Origin of the sequence: Ralstonia sp. OTU4908, from assembly GCF_038440115.1 — a bacterium.
Classification (GTDB): domain Bacteria; phylum Pseudomonadota; class Gammaproteobacteria; order Burkholderiales; family Burkholderiaceae; genus Ralstonia; species Ralstonia pickettii.
Genome location: NZ_JASATD010000008.1, coordinates 161,484 through 181,684, shown reverse-complemented (window position 1 = coordinate 181,684; position 20,201 = coordinate 161,484). Strand labels below are relative to the sequence as shown.

The following is a 20,201-nucleotide window of genomic DNA, read 5'->3' as shown; positions in this document are numbered from 1 at the left end:
CACACAACAAAAAAGCCCCGCATCGCAGGGCTTTTGCTTGGGGTGAAGCGCATTCAAGCCAACAGCACCCGCAACTGCGCGTCCGCGCCTTCCACTGGAGACTTCCGGAAACCGCTCTTGGCATACCGATGCCAGCGCCCCAGCACAGCACACACGAGCAGGTTGGCGCGCGATGCGATATCGGTATCCGCAGGCCAAGCACCCTGCGTGACCGCGATACGCAGACTCTGTTTGAGCGACGCCTCGATGCGATCCAGGCACTGCGCCATGCGCTCGGGCAGGCGCTCGTCTTCGCCGACCAGCGCATCGCCCACCAGCACGCGCGTCATGCCTGGATTCTTGTCGGCAAACGACAGCAGCATGTGCGCGATGGCATGCGCCTGGCGCAAACCGTGTTCTTCGCGCAGCGTGATCTGGTTGATGAGGCCAAAGACGGTCTGCTCGATAAATTCGATCAGCCCTTCGAACATCTGCGCCTTGCTGGCGAAGTGACGATAGAGAGCCGCTTCGGAGACATCCAGCCGTGCAGCCAGGCCTGCAGTTGTGATCTTTTCACCACGCGGATGCTCGAGCATACCGGCGAGCGTCTGCAGAATCTGCACACGGCGCTCGCCCGGGCGGGGGCGTTTGCGTACCGGCGGTGCTGCTATGGCGACGTCCGCGACCGGCTCGGCGGTCGGAAACTCGGTTTGCGCGTTGCTCATGACTTCCTGGCCCCTCTCCCGTTCTGAGCGCGGAGTTACCACTGCCTAGCCGCGTCGAACAAGCCTTCGTTTTAGTTGAAGCACCGATTTTACTTTCACGCCCACATAGCCGGGCCGGTTGGCGAACAAAATCGGTGTGGCGGCCGGTTGATGTGGTGAATTTGCACGCGGGCCCACGGCTGCCGCTTGCATTGGATGCAATGCATCGGCAGCGGAAGTGGGCTGCACGCGCCGCAGATAGCCCGTCACCCAGACCGTGCCGATCCCCAGTCGCCGATAGCGTTTGAGGTGAGAAAGCGTGTCTTCGACGAGGATGGCGCGCGATGGCGCAATGCGTTCGCGTGCAAGCAGCCGGCGCAGCATCAGCGGATCGGGTTTCGGGCGCAGGCGCCGGTGCACCCACATGTGCTCGACGGCAATTTCGCGCAGGAATGCGCGTTTCAGGCCAATGAGGCGCAACACCTCGCGCGCATAGGCCGCAGGCGCGTTCGTCAGCAAAATCTTTCGCCCTGGCAGCGCGCGCAGCAGTTGGGCCAGGCCGCGCTCTGCGCGCACCATGGCGCGCAGGTCTTCAAAGCGGTGTGCCTCGGCCAGGAAATCATCGGGGTCGACGCCGTGATGGCGGACCATGCCCAGAATCGTGGCGCCGTAGCGGCGCCAATAGTCCACGCGCACCTGGCTGGCGGTGGCGTCATCGGTGCCAAGCACGCGGGCCACGTATGCCGTCATCAGCCGGTTGATCTGTGGAAAGATCGCGTGCGATGCGTGGTGAAGGGTGTTGTCGAGGTCGAACAGCCAGACCGGCTGCCGGGCGGGCGCAGAGCCCGCCGGCACCTCGCGCGGGAAGGTGCGCGCAGCATGGCGCACGCGCACCGCCCGGGTGGTTCGCATCAGTGCGAGCGGATCATCGTGCCGAACGCCTGTTCGGTCAGGATTTCCAGCAGCAGCGAGTGCTCGATGCGGCCATCGACGATGTGCACCGAGTTCACGCCGCTCTTGGCGGCATCCAGTGCCGACGAAATCTTCGGCAGCATGCCGCCCGAGATCGTACCGTCGGCAAACAGTTCGTCGATCTCGCGCGCCGACAGGTCGGTCAGCAGGTTGCCCTGCTTGTCCATCACGCCCGGAATGTTGGTCATCATGACCAGCTTTTCGGCTTTCAGGATCTCGGCCATCTTGCCGGCGACGACGTCGGCATTGATGTTGTAGGCCTGGCCTTCGTCAGAGAAGCCGATCGGCGAAATGACCGGAATGAACGCGTCGTCCTGCAGCGCCTTGACCACGGCCGGATTGATCGTCTCGATGTCGCCCACGAAGCCGATGTCGAGAAACTCGCCCGGCTTCTCCCGATCCGGCATCTTCAGCTTCTTGGCGCGGATCAACCCGCCGTCCTTGCCGGTCAGGCCGACTGCCTGGCCGCCGTATTGGTTGATCAGCATGACGATGTCCTGTTGGACTTCGCCGCCGAGCACCCATTCGACCACTTCCATGGTCTCTTCGTCGGTCACGCGCATGCCCTGGATGAAGGTACCTTGCTTGCCGACCTTCTTCAGGGCCTCGTCAATTTGCGGGCCGCCGCCGTGCACCACCACCGGGTTCATGCCGACCAGCTTGAGCAGGATCACGTCACGCGCGAAACCGTGCTTGAGCTTTTCCTCCGTCATGGCGTTGCCACCGTATTTGATGACGATGGTCTTGCCGTGGAACTTGCGAATGTAAGGCAGAGCCTGCGCAAGAATCTCAGCCTTCACCGGTGGCGCGATATGCGCGAGTTCGGGGTCGAGGCCAGCAGGGTCGGGGGCAGCAGAAGCGGTCATGACGGTGACATCCGGTTGGGCAGGTATGATGGAACGCCGAATGTCGCCTGCAACACAAAAAACGAAGCAGCCCATTTTCGGCAGCGGGATTTTACAAGAAAAGGCGCTACGGTCTGCCGGCGCACCTTATGTGCCCGCCATACCGTTGCCACGAAAGAACACCCTGGGGAATCATGGCCATCGCACCCGACCAACTCGACGCGCTGCGCCCTCACCTGCTGCGCTTTGCGCAATTGCAATTGCGCGACACGGCCCTGGCCGAAGACACGGTGGCCGACACCATCCTGGCCGTGCTCGAACATCCAGAGCGCTTTGCCGGCAACGCCTCGCTCAAGACTTACGTCATCGGCATCCTCAAGCACAAGATCATCGATGCGATCCGGTCGGCGCGGCGCGAAGTGCGCGTCTCGCTGCTTGCGGGCGGTGAATCCGACGAGGCCGGCATGCGTTCCGACGAGGCGGTCTTCGACAGCCTGTTCGCCGCCGACGGCCACTACACGAGCCCGCCCTCGGATTGGGGCGACCCCGATGCCGCGCTGTCGCGGCGCGAGTTCTTCGACGTGCTGCAAATGTGCGTCGATCGCCTGCCGCCGCGTGTTGGCCGCGTCTTCATGATGCGCGAGTGGCTGGAGTTGGAAACCGACGAAATTTGTCAGGAATTGCAGATCACCGCGACCAATGCCTGGGCACTGCTCTACCGTGCCCGCATGCGCCTGCGCGAGTGCCTTGATCTGCACTGGTTCGGCAATCAGCCCACCGCCGCCTGAACCGCCCGCAGGCGCACCTAAGCCGCATCACCGAGAACAATCATGCCGAACCGTTGGGGACTACCCACCTGTAAAGAAGCCCACCGCATGCTGGTGTCGAAGATGGATCGCGACCTCTCCACAGGTGAGCGGCTGCGCCTGCGCGTGCATTTGTTTGCCTGCGATGCGTGTACGCGGTTCTCACACCAGATGGGGTTTCTGCGGCAGGCAATGCACAAGCTCGGGCACGACGACGACGGGAGCAGCCAAGCGTGACCCCGTCGGCTGCCAACACCGCATGCGCAATCTGCGGCGCGGCGTTGCACTGCGGCGCCATCGGCGAGGGCTCGCTGCGCGATACAACATGCTGGTGCATGACCGAAGAAGCGCTACCTGTCAGCGCGCGGCGCCCGGGACAAGGCTGCCGCTGCCAGCGTTGCCTGCGCGAAGCGATTGCGCTGGCGCGGGCAGCATCCGAATCCAACTGACTGATCAGTCTTTGTCTTTGCCGCCGTCGTCGAGCGTGCGCAATGCGCGGCGGACGTCGGCCCGGCCGCGCTGACGTTCAGCGTGGCCGCCTTCGGTGTGGGCGCCGGCCTTGCGGCCGCGGGCGAGCGGCACGAAAACGTTGCGCGGGCGCGCCGTGCCGGCCTTCGTTGAAGGCTCGATGCGGAAGGTCAGTTTCTGGCGAGTGCCCAGTGTCTTGTTAGCCATGGGAATGCTTGCTTGCGTGGCGTGAAGCGACACTCGCCGCAAGCCATCAATGTTTGTGTTCGCCACCGTGGTTCATGGCGGGCATGTTGCCGGCGGTCAGGTCGCGCACGCGGGCCTCGACCTTCTGCTCGACGACGCGCTTGTCAGCCAGCTCCACCTTCAGCGTGAGCGGCACGGTGGCGTCCTTGGCCAGCGGCTGCTTCAGGTCCATGAGCATCACGTGGTAGCCACCCGGCTTGAGTTGCACCGTCTGGCCCTTCGGCAGCTCCAGCGACGGAACGGCGCGCATGCGCATGACGTTGCCTTCCATCTTCATTTCATGAATCTCGGCCGTGCCGGCCACGGGCGTCGACACGCCCACCACCTTGGCACCGTCGGCCGATTGCAGCGTCATGAATGCGCCGCTGGACGTTTGGCCGGGCACCGTGCCGCGCACCCACGCGTCTTGCACGGTGACCTGCGCGTAAGCGGTGACGCTGGCGAGCAGGCCAGCGGTGAGCACAGCCAGGGCTGCGGAAGAACGGATCAACCGGGACGTCATCATCAAAGGCTCCTGTCAGGACGTACGTGCTGCGCATTAAAGCACAGCACCTGCGGGGAGATAGGTTGGGTGCACAATTGTGCGGCTGATTGACGCATCGCCGCACGGAGAACCGCGCGGCGCGCACGTTTACACTTGTTCACCATGCTTTCCACCCTGTCTCTTGCCGCCCCGCTGCTGGATGCCTCCAGTCTACGCCGCCTGTTTTGGCTGCGATGGAGCCTGCTGGCCACCCAACTGGTGCTGATGCTGCTCGCGCCGCTGGTATTTGGCGTGCAACTGCCGGTGGTGCCGCTGCTGAGCGTGATGGGCCTGCACGCGCTATTCAACCTGCTGACCGGATGGCGGGTGCGGCGCAACCGGCCCGTGCAGCATATCGAGATCACCGTTCAACTGCTGGTGGACCTGACCGCGCTGTCCGCCCTGCTGTATTTCACAGGTGGCGCGACCAACCCGTTTGTCTCGTTCTATCTGCCGGCGCTGGCGATTGCCGCCGCCATGCTGCCGATCGCACACGTGGTCGGCCTGACGCTGTACGCCCTGGCCGCCTACAGCATGATGCTCGGCAACTACATCCCGCTGAAGCTGGCGAACCAGGCCGATGCATTGGCCTATCACCTGGCCGGCATGTGGATCGATTTTGTGGCCAGCAGCGCGATGATCGCCGGCTTTACGGCGCGCCTGTCCGCCGCCCTGCGCGAGAGCGATGCACAGCTGACCGAAGCGCGCGAGCGGCTGCTGCGCGAACAACGCATCGAAGCTTTGATGTCGCAAGGCGCGAGCGTGGCGCATGAAATGGGCACGCCGCTGTCTACCGTGGCCGTCATCACCGGCGAACTGCAGCACGACGCGAAGCAGCCCGACTCCCCACTCGCTCCGTACCGTGAAGACCTGCGCGCCATCGAACAGCAGCTCGAGCTGTGCCGCGCCGCACTGGCGAGACTGCAGAGCAAACCCAACGACGGCGCGCCGGAGCCGCTCGGCCAATGGCTACCGGGTTTTACGCAGACGTGGCAGCTTCGCCATCCGGACATCCGCCTCCACACGGAGGCGTCGCCCGCGGCACAGGCAGTGGAATTGGATGCGGTGAACGTCGGTCAGATTCTTACCATCCTGCTCGACAACGCTGCCCGGAGCCAGCACCACGCCGGGCGCGACCTGGTGCCGCTGCTGCTGACCGCCAGGATCGACGCCAACCCCGATGCGCCACGCGATATGCCCCCGCAGATCGTGCTGTCCATCGTCGATACGGGGTTGGGCTTGCCGGAAGACCTGCGCGCCTCGCTTGGCCGCACGCCGGTGCCAAGCCGGCACGGCGGACGCGGCATCGGGCTGTATCTGGCCTCCACCACGGCGCGCCGGCTGGGTGGTACCGTGACGCTGCGTCCGAACCCGCCGCAAGGCGCCATTGCCGAACTCCGCCTGCCGATCGGTGGTCCGACAGAACACCCGGCCGCTCCCATCATGGGCGCGCCCACCCTCTTTACATAACGAGACGGCCTGACGCAGCCCCAAGCGCGTACGGCCTCGGAGAACTCCATGCAGCAGCCCGCCCCCTTTCTGATCCTCGATGACGACGACGTCTTTGCGCAGACGCTGGCGCGCGCGCTCACGCGCCGCGGCTTTGCTCCGCAGATCGCCCACACCGGTGGCGAAGCATTGGCCCTGGCGCGCCAGACACGCTTCTCGTATGTCACTGTCGATCTACATCTGGCTGCCAGCGACAAGGGCCTCATGCCCCACGGCGGCACGGATTCGGGCCTGCACTGGATTGCTCCACTGCGCCAGGCGCTGCCCGAGGCGCGCATGTTGATCCTCACGGGCTATGCGAGCATCGCCACCGCCGTGCAGGCGGTCAAGCTAGGCGCCGATGAATATTTGGCCAAGCCGGCCAATGTCGACTCGATTTTGCTGGCGCTGCAAGTCGGCGTGTCTGAAGCCGTGGCTGAACAGACGATGGAGAACCCCGCGCCGCTGTCCGTCGCGCGCCTGGAGTGGGAACACATTCAGCGCGTACTCGCCGAGCACGGCGGCAATATCTCCGCCACGGCGCGGGCGCTCAACATGCACCGTCGGACGCTGCAGCGCAAATTGGGCAAGCGGCCGGTCGCAAAATAAACGGCCGGCCGCCTGTCACTACATCGACATCACCGCGGCATTACCAGCGGGTGTCGCGCTCCCACGCCTTGAGTTCGTCTTCAGCGCGTTCCTTCGTATAGCCGTAGCGCTCCTGGATCTTGCCGGCAAGCTGATCGCGCTTGCCGCGGATCACCGTCAGATCATCATCGGTAAGCTGGCCCCACTTTTCCTTGATCTTGCCCTTGGCTTGATCCCATTTGCCTTCGATCTGATCCCAGTTCATACGTCCTCCGTTGCAATTGATAGATTGAGCGATTGAGACAAAGCAGGGGCGACCGGCAGGCCGCCCGTGTGAACACTTCCTTGCGGCTTACTTCTTGAACTTGGCGGCGACGTCGTTCTGACACTTCGTCTTGGCATCGCCAGACATGGCGTCGCAACGCTCCTTGGCGGCCTTGTAGTTGGCGTCGTTGGTGTCCTTGACGGCATCGCGGCGCGCTTCACTCACGTCCTTGGCGTTGCCGGTGGCCTTGGCGTGACTCACCTCCTCACCGCCCTTGGCGCGCGTGTATGCGGCCTTGGCATCCTTCACGCAGGTGTCTTTCTCGTTACCCTTCATGGCATCGCACTTGGTCTTGGCGACGTCGTAATCAGCCTCGGCCTTTTCCTTGGCAGCGCGGTTGCGGGCGGCTTCAGTACCATCGCGCTCCACCTTCGCATTGGCTTTGGCGACGTTGTAGTCGCCCTTGGCCTGCGCGCGGCAGACGTCGCGGTCGTTGCCCTTCATCGCATCGCACTTGTCCTTGGCAGCTTTGTAATTGGCATCGGCTTGCTTGACGGCACTGTCGTAGGCGGCGCGCTTGGCATCGTTCGGGGCTGAGGCGCCGGCGGGGCCGGTGGGCGCCGGTGTGGTCTAGGCGTGGGCAATGCCCAAGGGGGCGCAGGCAAGCACGCAACACAGGGCCAGGCGTTGGATCGGTTTCATACGTTTCTCTCCTTGTCGTGGTTGGAATCGCGCACGCCAGGTGCGCGGCGCGCATTTATCTGTGCAGCACCACCTTCTTCAGCAGAAAACGGGCCCGACCCTGGGTGATCCCGAGCAAACCCTTGTTGGGCTTGCGTTTGCAGACATCCAAACAAAACGGGCCGCATCGTCTCCGATGCGGCCCGAAGTGCATATGGAATGCGTTGCTTACAAGCTTAGAGCACGTAGCGCGACAGATCTTCGTTGCCCGACAGTTCGTTCAAGCGCTCGTCGACGTATGCGGCGTCGATGGTCACCGTCTCGCCTGAGGATTTGTGCGCGTGGAATGACAGGTCTTCCAGCAGCCGCTCCATCACGGTGTACAGGCGGCGTGCGCCGATGTTCTCGACTTTCTCGTTGACCGAGCATGCGATCTCGGCGAGGCGGCGGATGCCGTCTTCTGCAAACACAAGATCAACACCTTCGGTCTTCAGCAGCGCCTGATATTGCTTGGTAAGGCTGGCATCGGTCTGCGTGAGAATCGCGCGAAAATCGTCCACCGACAGCGAATCCAGTTCCACCCGGATCGGGAATCGGCCCTGCAACTCCGGAATCAGATCGCTCGGCTTGGACAGATGGAACGCACCCGACGCGATAAACAGGATGTGGTCGGTCTTGATCATCCCGTACTTCGTATTGACGGTCGTGCCTTCCACCAGCGGCAACAGGTCACGCTGCACGCCCTGACGCGACACCTCGCCGCCGCCGTATTCGCTGCGGCTGGCAATTTTGTCGATCTCGTCCAGGAACACGATGCCATTCTGCTCGACGTTGGCCACCGCTTTCTGCTTCAACTCGTCTTCGTTCACGAGCTTCGCCGCCTCTTCGTCGATCAGCAGCTTGAAGGCTTCGCTCACCTTCATCTTGCGACGGTTCTTCTTGCCTTGGCCCAGGCCCGCGAACATCGAGCGGATCTGATCGGTCATGTCTTCCATGCCCGGCGGCCCCATGATGTCCATGCTCGGCACGCCGGCCGACACTTCCAGTTCGATTTCCTTGTCGTCAAGCTGGCCTTCGCGCAGCTTCTTGCGGAAGGTCTGGCGCGCGGTCGAATCCTTCTCTTCCGGCTGCGCAAAGCCGATGTCGCGCGGGGGCGGGATCAGCACGTCGAGAATGCGGTCTTCGGCCGCATCTTCGGCCTTGGCGCGCACCTTCTTCATCTCGGATTCGCGCGTTTGCTTGACGGCCATCTCGGCCAGATCGCGCACGATGGTGTCGACGTCACGGCCGACGTAGCCGACTTCAGTGAACTTCGTCGCCTCGATCTTGATGAACGGTGCGTCGGCCAGCTTGGCCAGGCGGCGCGCGATCTCGGTCTTGCCCACGCCGGTCGGCCCGATCATCAGGATGTTCTTGGGCGTGATTTCCTGGCGTAGCGGGTCTCCCACCTGCTGGCGGCGCCAGCGGTTGCGCAGCGCCACGGCCACGGCCTTCTTGGCCTTGTGCTGGCCGATGATGTGCTTGTCGAGTTCGGAGACGATTTCCGACGGCGTCATGGTTTCAGACATGGGAATCCTGTCGATGAAGGCGCTCGTTATTCGAGCGTCTCGATCACGAAATTGGTGTTGGTATAGATGCAGAGTTCGCCGGCAATCCGCAGCGATTTTTCCACCACATCGCGCGGCGCGAGGTCGGTGTTCTCCATCAGCGCCTTGGCTGCCGATTGGGCATACGAGCCGCCCGAGCCAATGGCAGCAATGCCGCCTTCCGGGTCCAGCACGTCGCCGTTGCCGGTGATGATGAGCGTGGCCTCGCGGTCTGCGACGATCAGCATCGCTTCAAGGTGGCGCAGGGCGCGATCGGTGCGCCAGTCCTTGGCGAGATCGACTGCCGAGCGCAGCAGGTTGCCTTGGTGCTTCTGCAGCTTGGCCTCAAAGCGGTCGAGCAGGGAGAAGGCGTCGGCGGTCGCGCCGGCAAAGCCCACCAGTACCTTGCCGTCGTAGATGGCGCGCACCTTGCGGGCCGAGCCCTTCATGACGATATTGCCCAGCGTGACCTGGCCGTCGCCGCCGAGCGCGACTTGGTTGCCGCGCCGCACGCTGACGATGGTGGTGCCGTGATACTGTTCCATGCGCTTGTTCCTAGGGGTCCGGCTTGGCGCGGCCCCCAGCGGGCCGGCCAAAGAACTTCATACTTGACGCCAGCCCTGAGGATTTCAAGCCTGATTTCCGTCGTAACGCACAGTTTTTGTGCGCCGGAAATCTCTTCTAACGGCGTTTCACACCCGTTCAGCGCGTCACATCGAATGCATATGTGCGCTCGTCCAGACGCGGCACCACCGCGTAGCCCTTGCGCGCTGCCCATACGTTGATGTTGAAGTAGAGCGGAATCACGCCGTAATCGCGCATACCGATTTCCGTGGCCTCCTGCAGCAGCTTTTCGCGCTTGCTGTCGTCCAGCGTCTGCAGCGCTTCAGCCAGCTTGGCGTCGAGTGCGGGGTTCGAATAACGCCCGCGATTGGATGCCCCCCAGCCGCGCGCCGGGTCATACGTGGCCAGCAGCGCTTTCAGGCTGGAACTGGCTTCCCCCGTATCGGCACCCCAACCCGCCTGCAGAAACGAGAAGTCCAGCTTGTTCGCCCGCGTGAAAAACGACGCCGACGGCAACGTCTCCACCTTGGTCACGATGCCCACCCGCGAAAGCATTGACGCAATCACCTGGGCGACGCGGTCATCGTTCGGATAGCGATTGTTGGTGGCATGCAGCGTGATGGCAAAACCGTCGGGGTAGCCAGCCTGGCCGAGCAGCTTTTTCGCTGCGGCGGGGTCCGCCGACGGTGCCTTCAGGCCCGGCACGTGGCCGAACAGCGCGCTGTTGACGAGCTGGCCCGTCGGTTCGGCCGCGCCCTCCATCACGCGATCGACGATGGCCTGGCGTGAAATTGCCAGCGAGATCGCCTCGCGTACGCGTGCATCCTTGAGCGGATTCTTCGGCAGCGGCTTGCCCGCCTTGTCGGTCACGAACGGCGATACATCGCGGTTCGAATCCATATGCAGATACATCATGCGGAACACCGGCATCTTGAACACCGACACCGCCGGGTCGGCCGACAGCTTCTTGATGTCCGAGCTCGGCACGTTCTCGATGACCTGCACATCGCCCGCTAACAGCGCCGCCACGCGAGGTGCATCCGCCGTCAGAATGCGCAGCGTCACGTGCTGCCATTGCGGCTTCTTGCCCCAGTAGCCATCAAAGCGCGTCAGCTCCAGCCGATCGCCACGATTGAAGGAGACGAACTTGTACGGCCCCGTGCCGATCATGGCGCGGCCGTTATTGAAGTCATCCGCGCCGGCTTTTTCGACCGCTTTTTTCGACACCATGTAGATGGTCGACAGGTCGTTCGGCACCAGCGGATAGGGGCCGTTGGTGGTGATGCGCACGGTCAGCTTGTCGACGGCCGTCACGTCCTTGAAACCACGCGTGTAGATCGTGAAGGGCGAGGGGCTGTTCTTGATGGTGGCTGGGCGCGCCAGCGAATAGACGACGTCGGCCGAGGTGAACTCGCTGCCGTCATGGAAATGCACGCCGGGACGCAGCTTGACCTCCCACACCGTATCGCTCAGGGCTTTCCACGACACGGCGAGGCCAGGCTTGAGGCGCATCTTCTCGTCCTTGGCGATCAGCGCCTCGAACATATGCTCGGCAACGTTCGAATTGGGCGTGACGTTATGGAAGTGCGGATCGAGCGACGTAACATCGCTCGACAGGCCAACCACCAGCGTGGAGGCCGGCTGGGCATGCGCCCCAATCGGTGTGAGCGCCGCAAGCGCCGTGGCAAAAGACAGCGCGGCGACAAGGTTCGCAGCGCGCAGCAGACGCAGGACCGGCATGACGACTCCCCGATGGTTCGTGACGAAAGCAAAACGTTCGGGGGATTGTCAGGACCGGACGACGCCGGTGTCAACGCCAATGAAGCAGGGGGTCTGCGTGCTCAGTGATGGTGCCCGCAGTCGCAGTCGTCACCGTGTTGGTGGTCGGGGTCGTCGTCGCCGTCCTCATCGTCATGGTCGTCGTAGGCCCACGCGGGGAACGGATCGGGCAGCGCGGCCCACGCTTCGGGTCCGGCTGCCATCTCCGCATCGGTCAGCAGGCAGGTGTCGAGCTGCGCGATGAGCGCGGCTTCATCCAGGTCCGTGCCAATGAAGACCAGTTCCTGACGGCGGTCGCCCCACTGCGCGGGCGCACCGTTGTCGTGCATCTTGTCCTGGATGTCTGCGCGGGCTTCTTCCTCGTCGGGCCACTCGGCTTCATCCACCGCAGCCCACCATGCGCCGGCGCCGCCATGGCGCATCACGCCGCCGGCCTGGCCCCAGCTGCCCGCCGTGTCCATGCGCGAGGCCAGCCAGAAATAGCCTTTCGAGCGCAGCACGCGGCCGTGTTCGCGCAGCCATTCGGTGTGCATCAGATCCCACAGGCGCTGCGGGTGGAATGCCACGCGGCGGCGATAGACAAAGCTTCGAATGCCGAGCGCTTCGGTCTCGGGAACGTGTTCGCCGCGCAACTCGGCCAGCCACGCCGGGGCTGCAGACGCGGCATCGAAATCAAAGCGATGCGTATTGAGAATTTCGTCCAGCGGCACCTTGCCGAACGATGCCGGCACGATGCGCGCGCGCGGGTTCAATGAATGCAGGATGCCTGCCAGGCGCTCGCGCTCGGCATCGCTCACGAGATCGATCTTGTTGAGCACGATCACGTCGCAAAACTCCACCTGTTCGATCAGCAAGTCGACGACGGTGCGATCGTCGTCTTCATCACGCGCCTGGCCGCGATCGGACAAAAAATCCGCAGCGTCGTAGTCGGCCAGAAAGTGCTGCGCATCAACCACGGTGACCATGGTGTCCAGGCGCGCGAGGTCGGACAGCACGTCGCCTTCAGCGTCTTCAAACGTAAACGTCTCGGCAATCGGCAGCGGCTCGGCCACGCCGGTCGATTCGATCAGCAGGTAGTCGAAGCGGTCTTCGCGAGCCAAGCGCGCGATCTCGTCGAGCAGATCTTCGCGCAGCGTGCAGCAGATGCAGCCGTTGGACAGCTCCACCATGCGCTCGTCAGTGCGCGAGAGCTGCGCACTGGTGGCTGTGCCATCGCCCACGAGCTGCGCGTCGATGTTGACGTCCGACAGGTCATTGACGATCACGGCCACACGCTTGCCCTCGCGGTTGGCGAGCACGTGGTTGAGCAGCGTGGTCTTGCCGGCGCCCAGAAAGCCGGACAGCACGGTAACAGGAAGCGGACGGGACATGATCAGTGGCCTCGGTTCGTGGCCTAACAAAGCAAACAGCCCGGTGGATTACCGGGCTGCCAAATTCAAACAAACGCATCAGACGCATGCGACGCGTGCGTCAGTCACCATGCATCTTCTGGCGCTTTTCGCGGCGCTCCTGCGCCTCCAGCGTCAGGTTGGCGGTGGGGCGGGCGATCAGGCGCGGCACGCCGATTGGCTCGCCGGTTTCATCGCAGTAGCCGTAGTCGCCAGCGTCGATACGGGCAATCGACTGCTCCACCTTCTTGAGCAGCTTGCGCTCGCGATCCCGCGTGCGCAACTCCAGCGCGTGTTCTTCTTCGATGGTGGCACGGTCAGCCGGGTCCGGCACCACTACCGTCTCGCGCAGGTCGCTGACAGTCTGATTGGCGTTCGCGAGAATTTCGTCGCGCATTTTTACAAGCCGGTCTTTGAAGAAGGCGAGCTGCGCCTCGTTCATGTAATCCTTGTCGCCCATCTTCAGGATTTCGGCTTCGGTGAGTAGTTTCTTGCTGCTCATGGTTGCTGCGGATGATCCTGGTAAATCGCGCGCCGTGTCGGCTGTCGCGTCGTCCTCGCGCGGGGATGCGTCGGACTCATTCTGGCTGGCGGCGGACTTGCCGCCCCGCGCGCCTCCTTTTGCCTCTCCCGCAGCGGCGCCCCCTGCCGCTTTTTTTCGGGTGGCTGGCGCAGCCTGGGCTGCTGCCGACTCCATTACGGACCGCCCGGCACCGCCGTTGGCGCCGCGTCCTTCCTTGGTCTTAGTCACCATCGCCTGCTCTCCTATCGGACGTGCTTCGGACGACGTGCTTCTAAATCGGCCTATTGTAGCTGAACGATATTAACTGAACTATCGGAGAAACACGGACAGGAAATCCGGCCCGGATTCTGCCTGAAAGCGCGCGGCGGGGCCACCCAAAAGGAGGGGGAAGCGGCCGAATCAGGCCAGGCAGTTCTCCAATCCTTTCAGAATCGTTTCGCGCGGCAGGTCGACACCGATGAACACCATCCGGTTGGAAGGGGTCTCGCCGTCCCATTTGCCGCCCACATCGCTGCCCATGAGCTGGTGCACACCCTGGAATACGACCTTGCGGTCGACGCCCTCCATGTAAAGCACGCCCTTGTAGCGCAGCAGCTTCTCGCCGTAGATGTTCAGCACGCCGGAGAGGAACTCCTCCAGCTTGGTGTAGTTGAACGGCCGTTCGCTGCGGAAGACGAACGAGGCGATGCGGTCGGTATGGTGCGCATGCCCGTGATGGTGGTGATGGCCGTGACCGTGGTGCTCATGATCGTGGTCGTGATCGCAGTCGGCCGAGCAGGCGTGGTCGTGATCGTGATCGTGGTTGTGATCATGACCGTCTTCGCGCAGGAAGTCGGGGTCGATCTCCAGCTTGGCATTCAGGTTGAAGCCCCGCAGGTCGAAGATGGTGTCGATCGGCGCGTCACCAAAATTGGCGGTGCGGATCGGGGCGCGGGGGTTCATGTGCAGCAGGCGGTGGCGCAGCGCATCCACATCGTCGGCGGACACCAGATCGCTCTTGGTGATGAAGATGGCGTCGGCAAAGCCCACCTGGCGCTGCGCCTCTTCCTGCTTGTCGAGCTGCATGTTGCCGTGCTTGGCGTCGACCAGCGTGATGACGGCATCCAGCAGGTAGCGGCTGGCGATCTCGTCGTCCATGAAGAAGGTCTGTGCCACCGGACCCGGGTTGGCCACACCGGTGGTTTCGATGACCACGCGATCGAACTGGATTTGACCGTTGTCGCGGCGCGTCAGCAGATCGGACAACCCCTTCACCAGATCGCCGCGGATGGTGCAGCAGATGCAGCCGTTGCTCATCTGCACGATCTGCTCGTTGCCGTCCTGCACGAGGATGTCGTTGTCGATGTTCTCTTCGCCGAACTCGTTTTCGATCACGGCGATCTTCATACCGTGCTGTTCGTTCAGGATGCGCTTGAGCAGCGTGGTCTTACCGCTGCCGAGAAAGCCCGTCAGGATGGTAACGGGGATCATTTTGGACATGGTGCGTTTCCTGTCTTGTGATGAGACGCCAGAGGCGCGCAATCCGCGCAGGCGCCCTTGATGGTGAGTTCAGCATGGTCGGCCGCGAAGCCGGCGGGCAGGGCGGCCATCGGCATGGCCGGCGGCTCGGCGCCTTCCAGGCAGAAGTCGCGCCCGCATTGCGTGCAATGGAAGTGGCTGTGCGAGCGGTGCGCAGCTTCCCGCGCGGCATCGTGCTCGGCCAGACTGAAGCGGAAGACACGATCGGCCCCGGCCGTCTTGTGGACGATGCCGCCTGCCACGAGCCAGTCGAGCACGCGGTAGACCGTCACGCGGTCGATGCCGGAGTCGTCCGGCAGCGCGTCGCATACCGCCTGGTGCGAAAGCGCATCGGCGCCCTGCATCAGCACAGCCAGCACGCGCACGCGGGGCTCGGTCACACGGCTGCCCAGGCCGCGCAGGCGTGCGCGGGCCGCCTCTTCAGGCGAATGGGGTTGCGGAGTGGCGAGATCGTCGCGCGGCGCCGGGGTATTCATGCGCGGGATTGTCCCACGGGGCGCGGGTTGCTGCAATTGAGTTGCAACTGGGCGGCCTTGCACCGCCCAAGGTTTCTTTTCGCGCGCCGGTAGCGCTTATGCCGCAAACACCAGACACACCGGCGTCGGCACCTTCGCCACCACCGTGGGCTGATCCAGCTTGCCGGTCTGCCCGTCGATGCGCAGCCGCAGGATCGTATCGCCCTTCTGGTTGAGCACGTAGACGTGGCTGCCGTCGGGCGCCATCGTCATCGCGCGCGGAAAGTGCACACCTTCGTTCCAGTACTGGAGCTGCGCCAGCTTGCCGGAGGCGTCGATGCTGAAAGCGGCCACGCTGTCGGCTAGCGGGTGGTCGGACTTCAGCTTCCGGTTGCTGGCGTAGACGAAGCGCCCCGACGGATGCATCAGCAGTTCCGCGCCGCTCTTCTGGCCGGTGTAGTCGGCGGGGGTGGTGGAGATGCGTTGGCGCTCTTCCTGCACGTGGCCGGTGGCGGGGTCGTAACCGTGGCAGGCGACCGAGCCTTCCAGTTCGTTGATGACGTAGAGCAGCTTGCCTTGCGGATGCAACGCCAGGTGCCGCGGGCCGCTGCCGGGCTTGAGCTGTGCGCGATCCCGGGGGGCGAGCTTGCCGCCCTCGATGGCGAACACGTTGATGCGGTCGGTGCCCAGGTCGGTGCCGATCACGTGCTGGCCGGTGGTGTCGAACAACATCATGTGCGCATGCGGCGCTTCCTGTTCGGAGCGGGGGCCGGAGCCGGTGTCCTTGAAGATGCCGGACACGGTGCCGAGCTTGCCGTCCTCGCCGATCGGCAGGAGGTTGTACGCACCGCCGCTGTAGATCGACACGCACAGGTGCTTGCCGTCCGGCGACACCACCACGTGCGCAGGGTTGGTACCCGACAAAGAGAGCGGCTGGCGGTTGAGCAGCGTCAGCTTGCCGTCGTGCGGGTCGATCGCATAGGACTCGGCGCTGCCGCTGGGGCGACCCTCGTAGACCTCCAATTCATTGATGGCGTACAGGAACCGCTGGTTCGGGTGCACGGCCAGGAACGACGGATTGGCACTTTCGACCACCTGCACCTGGGTCCACGCATCGCCGCGCGGCGCCAGCACATAAATACCGCGAGCGGCCGGGCCGCCGGCAGTGCCGCCTGGTGCGTTGAACGTGTAAGTACCGACATAGGCGAAGCGGGGAGGGCGGGCATTGCCCGCAGGCTGCACACCCGACGCAGCGGGTTGCTCGCCCGCCTGGGCCATGACGGTTTTGGGAAGAGCGCCCAACAAAGGCAAGCTACCAGTCCACTGCATGAAAGTTCGACGAAGACGATTGGTCATGGGATGGCTCCATCAAACACGCACGGACATCGCGTGGTGGAAGATGTTGTTCGGATCATACCGGCGCTTCACGTCCTGCAGAAACGCGTACAGGTCGCCGCTGCCGTAGTAGAGCTGCGGCCAGAACTGGTAGGCGAGCATGTCGACGTCGGGGTAGTTGATGTAGCAGCCCTCGTACCGGTCGCCGGGGTACGGCGTGCCGCTGTGCGGCGCGGGCACGTCGGGGGCGCCGTAGACGTCACGGTAGAAATCGCCGATCCAGCGCAGGTGGCCGGCATCGTCGGCGGCAGACGTCCAGTACGTCTGGTACTGCAGCTTCATGATCGACGCCCGCTGCGGCACGGCGGTGTCGCCAATGCGCTCGGCCTTGTTGATGGCGCCGCCGTACGAATCGACCTGCAGCAGCGACTGGCTCAGATCGACGCCCGGCATCGTCCGCGTGAGGTGGGCGTAGATGCGCTGCGCCTCGCGCGCCGTGAAGCCGCGCTTCATATAGGCCGATTTGTACTTGCCGCGCTGATTGGCCCCCGAGCCATTCAGATACTGCGTGGCCGTGAGCCAGTCGTATTGCACGATGGTGTGCGGCTTGGAGCAGACCAGCTGCCCCACGCCCTGTTTGTGCGCGGGGCCGTAGCCGGGCGGGCGCCCTTTGACCAGCGTGGGCGCGCAGGCCTGGAAGCGGTTCAGAAAATCATTGAGGACAGAGAGGTCGCGACACGTGCCATCCGGGTTGCAGAACTGCGTGAGCAGCACGATCTGCCCCGACGATTTGTGCGTGAGTTTGAGCAGCGAGAACATGCCCCACGTGTTCGGATCCTTGCCGCGCGTCTCCCAGTATTCGCCGTAGATGCGCAGCAGTTCTGCAAAGCGCTGCGGCGTCATGGTGGCCCAGTCGAAGGCCACGGTGGCGAGCGTGACTTCCTGCGGTGCCGTGGGCAGCTTGGCGAACGTGTAGCCGGTGATGACGCCGAAGTTGCCGCCGCCCGCGCCGCGGCACGCACGAAAAAGATCCGGTTCGTGCGCCGCATCCACCGTGCGGGCAGCGGCCTTGCCTGTCTTGTCGACCGTGACGATGTCCACGGCCGAGAGCCAATCCACCGTCAGCCCCTGCAGCCGCGAAAGCAGCCCATACCCGCCGCCGCAGATATGCCCGCCCGCGCCCACCGAATAGCAGGAGCCGCCAGGCAGCGTCACGTTGTGGCGCTTGTACAGCTCCAGGTAACCGTTCCAGTTCTGCGTACCGGCCGGAATGCGCACCGAGCCGTCGGCGCGCACCTCGGGCGTGCCGAGCAGGCTCAGGTCGACGATCGTGCCGTCGGGGTTGTTGGAGACGAAATCCTCGTAGCAATGTCCGCCGCTGCGCACGGTCGGGCGCTGGCCCGCGTTGATGATGCGCTGCACGGCGGGCGCCACATCGTCGGGTTTTTCAATGAGGGCGATGCGGCTCACGGCCTGCGCGTCCGTCGACGGCCAGCGCAGGTTGAAGCCATGTTTGAGCGTGTTGTAGCGAGGGTCTTGGCGCGTCACATCCAGTGTCATCGACGACTCCCGGTGAGGGCGTTTGCGCAAGCGTTGCGCAAACAAGTTGGATTCGGACGCGTGGCGTCCGGCGGTTCCAACTTAGTCGCTCGCGGGCCCGGCTTCCATCAGACGATGCCGATGCAGCCGGCTCATCGCGCGACGTGGGCGAACCATCCAACTACGCGCGTTGCCGTCGCCGCCCACAACGGCCGCACGAGCCAGCATGCCGCGGCCCATGCCAGGATCACCACGATTAGATCGCAGTGGCCGCTCTTCCATAAGTTCAGGGAATGGCGCCCCCAGATCCAGGGCACGCCTAGCGGATTCGGCCAATCCGCCAGCAGGTGCATCAGCCCGCCGCAGGCAAAGCCGAACAGCAGCGGTGCCCACAGATGGGCGTGGCCCAGCGCCTGGTATGACAGAACAAGCGCCGCCAGCCAGCCGATGCCCCAATGGGTGGCGGTGCGGTGCGTGATCCAGAGACGGCGGGCGCGGGTCCACCAGGCCACCTCCATCCAGTCAGGCGCGGTGCTGCCGGCCACCGCCGCGCAAAACGCCAGGATGCTGCCGAGATGTTCGAGAGACGTGTGCGAAGCCTGTGCGACGAGGGTGGCGGCAATCAGTCCTGCTGCCCAACCGGTCGCGTGATGGGCAGCATTGGAGGCCATCGACGTGATGCGGAAAACGAAGGACCGCATCTTCGCAATGGCGGCTTGCCAGGACAAGCCAAAAATTGCGACAAATTGCTAGCTGACTTGCAGCAGCAGGCCCTTGAGGTATTCGCCTTCCGGGAAGCTCGTCAGCAGCGGGTGGTCGACGCCGCCCGCCAGCCGGCGCTGGATACGCGCCGTGACCTTGGCATCCGCCGCCGCGCCCGCGACGATCTTCTGGAACAGGTCTGCGTCGATTGCACCCGAGCACGAATACGTGAACAACAGGCCGCCCGGGCGCAGCAACTGCATGCCGACCAGGTTGATCTCCTTGTACGCCCGTGCCGCGCGATCGACCTGCTGCGCCGAGGCCGCAAACTTGGGCGGATCCAGCACGATCAAGTCGAACTGGCGGCCTTCCGCGCGGAAGTTCCGCAGCGACTTGAAGACGTCCGCGTCCAGCCACTCGGCGCGCGCCGGATCGAAGCCGTTGAGCGTGACGTTGCGCTCAGCCACCGCCAATGCCTCGCCCGACGAGTCGATCGACACCACCGAGCGCGCCCCGCCCTTGAGCGCCGCCAGCGAAAACCCGCCCGTATAGCAGAAGCAGTTCAGCACATCGCGATCGCGCGCCAAGGCGCCGACGAGCGCGCGGTTGTCACGCTGGTCCACGTAGAAGCCCGTCTTGTGACCTTCGCGCACGTCCACGTAATAACGCACGCCGTGCTCGGTGGCGGACAGATCGGCGGGCGGCTCGGCGCCGGCCAGCACACCGGTCATCTGCTCCAGGCCTTCGCGCTCGCGCACGCTCACGTCCGACCGTTCGTACACGTTCGGGCACCCGGTTTCTTTGACGAGCGCGGCGACGATCGCCTGTTTCCAGTGCTCCACACCGGCGGCGCTGAACTGGCAGACGAGCTGGCCAGCATCGCCTGTGCCGTACTGGTCGACGATCAGGCCGGGCAGGCCGTCGGCTTCGCCCATGACGAGGCGCACGGCGTCGGTGTCGTGCACCCACGCGCGGCGGTACGCCACGGCGGCGGCAATACGGCGCTTGAAGAACGCGTGGTCGACGGGCTCCGATTCATCAAAGCTCCACACGCGCGCGCGAATCTGCGAGACAGGGCTGAACGCGGCGCGCGCCAGAAACTGGCCGTTGTGCGCGCGCACGATGACGGTCGCGCCGGAGGCCGGCTTGCCCTCCACGCGATCGATGGCGTTGGCGAAAATCCACGGGTGCCGGCGCAGCAGCGAGCGCTCCTTGCCGGGCTTCAGAATCAGGGTTTGCATACGACT

The 20,201-nt window shown here is 64.2% G+C and carries 22 protein-coding genes and 1 pseudogene; 5 read left to right on the top strand and 18 right to left on the bottom strand.

Features of this window, described 5'->3' with window-relative positions; genetic code table 11:
- Positions 1 to 53 precede the first annotated feature (53 nt).
- Genes slmA through argB form a run of 3 tightly spaced genes read right to left on the bottom strand, consistent with a single transcriptional unit; the run spans position 54 to position 2,521 of the window.
- Positions 54 to 704 (bottom strand): nucleoid occlusion factor SlmA, encoded by a 651-nt coding sequence (gene slmA / locus AAHM38_RS10025; protein ID WP_015856104.1) that lies wholly within the window; start codon positions 702 to 704, stop codon positions 54 to 56.
- A 45-nt stretch (positions 705 to 749) separates the two neighbouring features.
- On the bottom strand, positions 750 to 1,595 hold the full coding sequence (locus AAHM38_RS10020; RefSeq protein ID WP_116576119.1) for an HAD-IA family hydrolase: 846 nt from the start codon (positions 1,593 to 1,595) through the stop codon (positions 750 to 752).
- On the bottom strand, positions 1,595 to 2,521 hold the full coding sequence (gene argB, locus AAHM38_RS10015) for an acetylglutamate kinase (protein ID WP_065860095.1): 927 nt from the start codon (positions 2,519 to 2,521) through the stop codon (positions 1,595 to 1,597). Before argB ends, AAHM38_RS10020 begins: the two co-directional genes overlap by 1 nt.
- Before the next feature lie 173 nt (positions 2,522 to 2,694).
- On the opposite strand from argB, the gene AAHM38_RS10010 reads away from it, so the two are divergent.
- The 3 genes from AAHM38_RS10010 to AAHM38_RS10000 are packed head-to-tail and all read left to right on the top strand — an operon-like array spanning position 2,695 to position 3,755.
- On the top strand, positions 2,695 to 3,288 hold the full coding sequence (locus AAHM38_RS10010) for a sigma-70 family RNA polymerase sigma factor (RefSeq protein WP_116576120.1): 594 nt from the start codon (positions 2,695 to 2,697) through the stop codon (positions 3,286 to 3,288).
- Positions 3,289 to 3,330: 42 nt separating this feature from the next.
- Positions 3,331 to 3,543, top strand: a complete 213-nt coding sequence (locus tag AAHM38_RS10005; protein ID WP_037028081.1) for a zf-HC2 domain-containing protein — start codon at positions 3,331 to 3,333, stop codon at positions 3,541 to 3,543.
- Entirely contained in the window at positions 3,540 to 3,755 is a 216-nt protein-coding gene (locus tag AAHM38_RS10000) for a cysteine-rich CWC family protein (protein WP_116576121.1), read from the top strand. Before AAHM38_RS10005 ends, AAHM38_RS10000 begins: the two co-directional genes overlap by 4 nt.
- A 4-nt stretch (positions 3,756 to 3,759) precedes the next feature.
- Here AAHM38_RS10000 and AAHM38_RS09995 read toward each other — a convergent pair whose 3' ends face one another.
- Entirely contained in the window at positions 3,760 to 3,981 is a 222-nt protein-coding gene (locus tag AAHM38_RS09995) for a hypothetical protein (protein ID WP_116576212.1), read from the bottom strand.
- 46 nt (positions 3,982 to 4,027) lie between these two features.
- Complete coding sequence (locus tag AAHM38_RS09990) at positions 4,028 to 4,522, bottom strand: copper chaperone PCu(A)C (protein WP_037028777.1); 495 nt, start codon at positions 4,520 to 4,522, stop codon at positions 4,028 to 4,030.
- Between the two features lie 144 nt (positions 4,523 to 4,666).
- Here AAHM38_RS09990 and AAHM38_RS09985 point away from each other — a divergent pair, with 144 nt between their 5' ends.
- Together AAHM38_RS09985 and AAHM38_RS09980 are read left to right on the top strand one after the other, a co-directional pair.
- On the top strand, positions 4,667 to 6,013 hold the full coding sequence (locus AAHM38_RS09985) for an ATP-binding protein (protein WP_065860093.1): 1,347 nt from the start codon (positions 4,667 to 4,669) through the stop codon (positions 6,011 to 6,013).
- Positions 6,014 to 6,061: 48 nt separating this feature from the next.
- Positions 6,062 to 6,640 (top strand): response regulator transcription factor, encoded by a 579-nt coding sequence (locus AAHM38_RS09980; protein ID WP_004628252.1) that lies wholly within the window; start codon positions 6,062 to 6,064, stop codon positions 6,638 to 6,640.
- 40 nt (positions 6,641 to 6,680) lie between these two features.
- Here the strand turns inward: AAHM38_RS09980 and AAHM38_RS09975 are convergent, their stop codons facing one another.
- The 13 genes and pseudogenes from AAHM38_RS09975 to AAHM38_RS09915 form a co-directional block, all read right to left on the bottom strand.
- Positions 6,681 to 6,884 (bottom strand): CsbD family protein, encoded by a 204-nt coding sequence (locus AAHM38_RS09975; protein WP_004628255.1) that lies wholly within the window; start codon positions 6,882 to 6,884, stop codon positions 6,681 to 6,683.
- A gap of 87 nt (positions 6,885 to 6,971) precedes the next feature.
- Positions 6,972 to 7,586: pseudogene (locus AAHM38_RS09970) on the bottom strand (hypothetical protein).
- 215 nt (positions 7,587 to 7,801) lie between these two features.
- Entirely contained in the window at positions 7,802 to 9,133 is a 1,332-nt protein-coding gene (gene hslU / locus AAHM38_RS09965; protein WP_015856094.1) for an ATP-dependent protease ATPase subunit HslU, read from the bottom strand.
- Between the two features lie 26 nt (positions 9,134 to 9,159).
- Positions 9,160 to 9,696, bottom strand: a complete 537-nt coding sequence (gene hslV / locus AAHM38_RS09960) for an ATP-dependent protease subunit HslV (protein ID WP_015856093.1) — start codon at positions 9,694 to 9,696, stop codon at positions 9,160 to 9,162.
- 157 nt (positions 9,697 to 9,853) lie between these two features.
- Complete coding sequence (locus tag AAHM38_RS09955) at positions 9,854 to 11,455, bottom strand: ABC transporter substrate-binding protein (RefSeq protein ID WP_015856092.1); 1,602 nt, start codon at positions 11,453 to 11,455, stop codon at positions 9,854 to 9,856.
- A 101-nt stretch (positions 11,456 to 11,556) separates the two neighbouring features.
- Entirely contained in the window at positions 11,557 to 12,864 is a 1,308-nt protein-coding gene (gene zigA, locus AAHM38_RS09950; RefSeq protein WP_015856091.1) for a zinc metallochaperone GTPase ZigA, read from the bottom strand.
- Positions 12,865 to 12,964: 100 nt separating this feature from the next.
- Positions 12,965 to 13,384, bottom strand: a complete 420-nt coding sequence (gene dksA, locus AAHM38_RS09945; RefSeq protein ID WP_009277214.1) for an RNA polymerase-binding protein DksA — start codon at positions 13,382 to 13,384, stop codon at positions 12,965 to 12,967.
- A gap of 420 nt (positions 13,385 to 13,804) precedes the next feature.
- Positions 13,805 to 14,884 (bottom strand): CobW family GTP-binding protein, encoded by a 1,080-nt coding sequence (locus tag AAHM38_RS09940; protein WP_015856089.1) that lies wholly within the window; start codon positions 14,882 to 14,884, stop codon positions 13,805 to 13,807.
- Positions 14,872 to 15,399, bottom strand: a complete 528-nt coding sequence (locus AAHM38_RS09935) for a Fur family transcriptional regulator (RefSeq protein WP_009239386.1) — start codon at positions 15,397 to 15,399, stop codon at positions 14,872 to 14,874. Before AAHM38_RS09935 ends, AAHM38_RS09940 begins: the two co-directional genes overlap by 13 nt.
- 96 nt (positions 15,400 to 15,495) lie before the next feature.
- On the bottom strand, positions 15,496 to 16,734 hold the full coding sequence (locus AAHM38_RS09930) for a lactonase family protein (RefSeq protein ID WP_015856088.1): 1,239 nt from the start codon (positions 16,732 to 16,734) through the stop codon (positions 15,496 to 15,498).
- A 12-nt stretch (positions 16,735 to 16,746) separates the two neighbouring features.
- Positions 16,747 to 18,273 carry an FAD-dependent oxidoreductase gene (locus AAHM38_RS09925; protein WP_015856087.1) on the bottom strand — a complete coding sequence of 509 codons (1,527 nt, stop codon included), beginning with the start codon at positions 18,271 to 18,273 and terminating at the stop codon, positions 16,747 to 16,749.
- Positions 18,274 to 18,404: 131 nt separating this feature from the next.
- The gene (locus tag AAHM38_RS09920; RefSeq protein WP_009277216.1) at positions 18,405 to 18,923 is read right to left on the bottom strand and encodes a metal-dependent hydrolase; all 519 of its coding nucleotides are present in this window, start codon (positions 18,921 to 18,923) and stop codon (positions 18,405 to 18,407) included.
- A 78-nt stretch (positions 18,924 to 19,001) separates the two neighbouring features.
- The gene (locus AAHM38_RS09915; RefSeq protein ID WP_009239390.1) at positions 19,002 to 20,195 is read right to left on the bottom strand and encodes a class I SAM-dependent rRNA methyltransferase; all 1,194 of its coding nucleotides are present in this window, start codon (positions 20,193 to 20,195) and stop codon (positions 19,002 to 19,004) included.
- Between the last annotated feature and the right edge of the window lie 6 nt (positions 20,196 to 20,201).

Bases quoted from the DNA above. Each gene is read 5' to 3' on its own strand.
- slmA (WP_015856104.1), bottom strand. From the start codon at position 704: ATGAGCAACGCGCAAACCGAGTTTCCGACCGCCGAGCCGGTCGCGGAC.
- AAHM38_RS10020 (WP_116576119.1), bottom strand. From the start codon at position 1,595: ATGCGAACCACCCGGGCGGTGCGCGTGCGCCATGCTGCGCGCACCTTC.
- argB (WP_065860095.1), bottom strand. From the start codon at position 2,521: ATGACCGCTTCTGCTGCCCCCGACCCTGCTGGCCTCGACCCCGAACTC.
- AAHM38_RS10010 (WP_116576120.1), top strand. From the start codon at position 2,695: ATGGCCATCGCACCCGACCAACTCGACGCGCTGCGCCCTCACCTGCTG.
- AAHM38_RS10005 (WP_037028081.1), top strand. From the start codon at position 3,331: ATGCCGAACCGTTGGGGACTACCCACCTGTAAAGAAGCCCACCGCATG.
- AAHM38_RS09995 (WP_116576212.1), bottom strand. From the start codon at position 3,981: ATGGCTAACAAGACACTGGGCACTCGCCAGAAACTGACCTTCCGCATC.
- AAHM38_RS09990 (WP_037028777.1), bottom strand. From the start codon at position 4,522: ATGACGTCCCGGTTGATCCGTTCTTCCGCAGCCCTGGCTGTGCTCACC.
- AAHM38_RS09985 (WP_065860093.1), top strand. From the start codon at position 4,667: ATGCTTTCCACCCTGTCTCTTGCCGCCCCGCTGCTGGATGCCTCCAGT.
- AAHM38_RS09980 (WP_004628252.1), top strand. From the start codon at position 6,062: ATGCAGCAGCCCGCCCCCTTTCTGATCCTCGATGACGACGACGTCTTT.
- AAHM38_RS09975 (WP_004628255.1), bottom strand. From the start codon at position 6,884: ATGAACTGGGATCAGATCGAAGGCAAATGGGATCAAGCCAAGGGCAAG.
- hslU (WP_015856094.1), bottom strand. From the start codon at position 9,133: ATGTCTGAAACCATGACGCCGTCGGAAATCGTCTCCGAACTCGACAAG.
- hslV (WP_015856093.1), bottom strand. From the start codon at position 9,696: ATGGAACAGTATCACGGCACCACCATCGTCAGCGTGCGGCGCGGCAAC.
- AAHM38_RS09955 (WP_015856092.1), bottom strand. From the start codon at position 11,455: ATGCCGGTCCTGCGTCTGCTGCGCGCTGCGAACCTTGTCGCCGCGCTG.
- zigA (WP_015856091.1), bottom strand. From the start codon at position 12,864: ATGTCCCGTCCGCTTCCTGTTACCGTGCTGTCCGGCTTTCTGGGCGCC.
- dksA (WP_009277214.1), bottom strand. From the start codon at position 13,384: ATGAGCAGCAAGAAACTACTCACCGAAGCCGAAATCCTGAAGATGGGC.
- AAHM38_RS09940 (WP_015856089.1), bottom strand. From the start codon at position 14,884: ATGTCCAAAATGATCCCCGTTACCATCCTGACGGGCTTTCTCGGCAGC.
- AAHM38_RS09935 (WP_009239386.1), bottom strand. From the start codon at position 15,399: ATGAATACCCCGGCGCCGCGCGACGATCTCGCCACTCCGCAACCCCAT.
- AAHM38_RS09930 (WP_015856088.1), bottom strand. From the start codon at position 16,734: ATGACCAATCGTCTTCGTCGAACTTTCATGCAGTGGACTGGTAGCTTG.
- AAHM38_RS09925 (WP_015856087.1), bottom strand. From the start codon at position 18,273: ATGACACTGGATGTGACGCGCCAAGACCCTCGCTACAACACGCTCAAA.
- AAHM38_RS09920 (WP_009277216.1), bottom strand. From the start codon at position 18,923: ATGGCCTCCAATGCTGCCCATCACGCGACCGGTTGGGCAGCAGGACTG.
- AAHM38_RS09915 (WP_009239390.1), bottom strand. From the start codon at position 20,195: ATGCAAACCCTGATTCTGAAGCCCGGCAAGGAGCGCTCGCTGCTGCGC.